We start from the raw sequence: 600 nt of genomic DNA, 5'->3' as shown, positions 1-600 counted from the left end.
ACGGTTTTAATGCCTGCTTGCTTTAAATCTAACTCTAGACGCAAGTTAAAATCTGGCGCATCAATACCGACAAAAACATCTGGCGGGTTCTGAGTGAAGTACTTAACAAGCTCAGCTTTTACTTTTAACAAACGAGGTAATCGTCCAAGCACTTCAACTAAGCCCATTACAGCTAACTCTTCCATATCAAAAAGAGATTCACAGCCTTGCGCGATCATTTTTGGCCCACCGATGCCAACGAACTCTGCATTCGGGTATCGTTCTTTCACTGCCTTGATAAAGCCTTCCCCTAGCGTGTCACCAGATAACTCGCCAGCAATGATGCCAATACGTAATGGTTTTTCCATATCGATTTCGCCCTATGTACTATGGATAAGGGATTCCTTATCCATAAAACACAAAAAGACCGCAGCCCTAATTGGGCGCGATCTTTTCCACTTATTGATTCATTCGTGAATTAACGAATGATACCACGTTCCGTTGTTTCTAGAATGTCAGAAAAACGCTTCACAGCTGGCCATTCTTGTGCCATTTCTGCAAGAATCGGTTTCACTTCTTCTAGCGTTTTACCAGAGCGGTAAATTTCTTTGTACGCTTTTT

2 pseudogenes are annotated in these 600 nt (G+C 42.3%); both read right to left on the bottom strand.

The features are described 5' to 3' along the window. Positions 1 to 347: pseudogene (gene lpxB, locus R7R24_RS28560) on the bottom strand (lipid-A-disaccharide synthase); the annotation flags it as partial. Between the two features lie 110 nt (positions 348 to 457). Then, positions 458 to 600, bottom strand: a pseudogene (locus tag R7R24_RS28555) (acyl-[acyl-carrier-protein]--UDP-N-acetylglucosamine O-acyltransferase); the annotation flags it as partial.

Source organism: Vibrio sp. 704, assembly GCF_033339295.1.
Note: the sequence above shows the minus strand (reverse complement) of the source record. Positions and strands in the feature narration are given on the sequence as shown.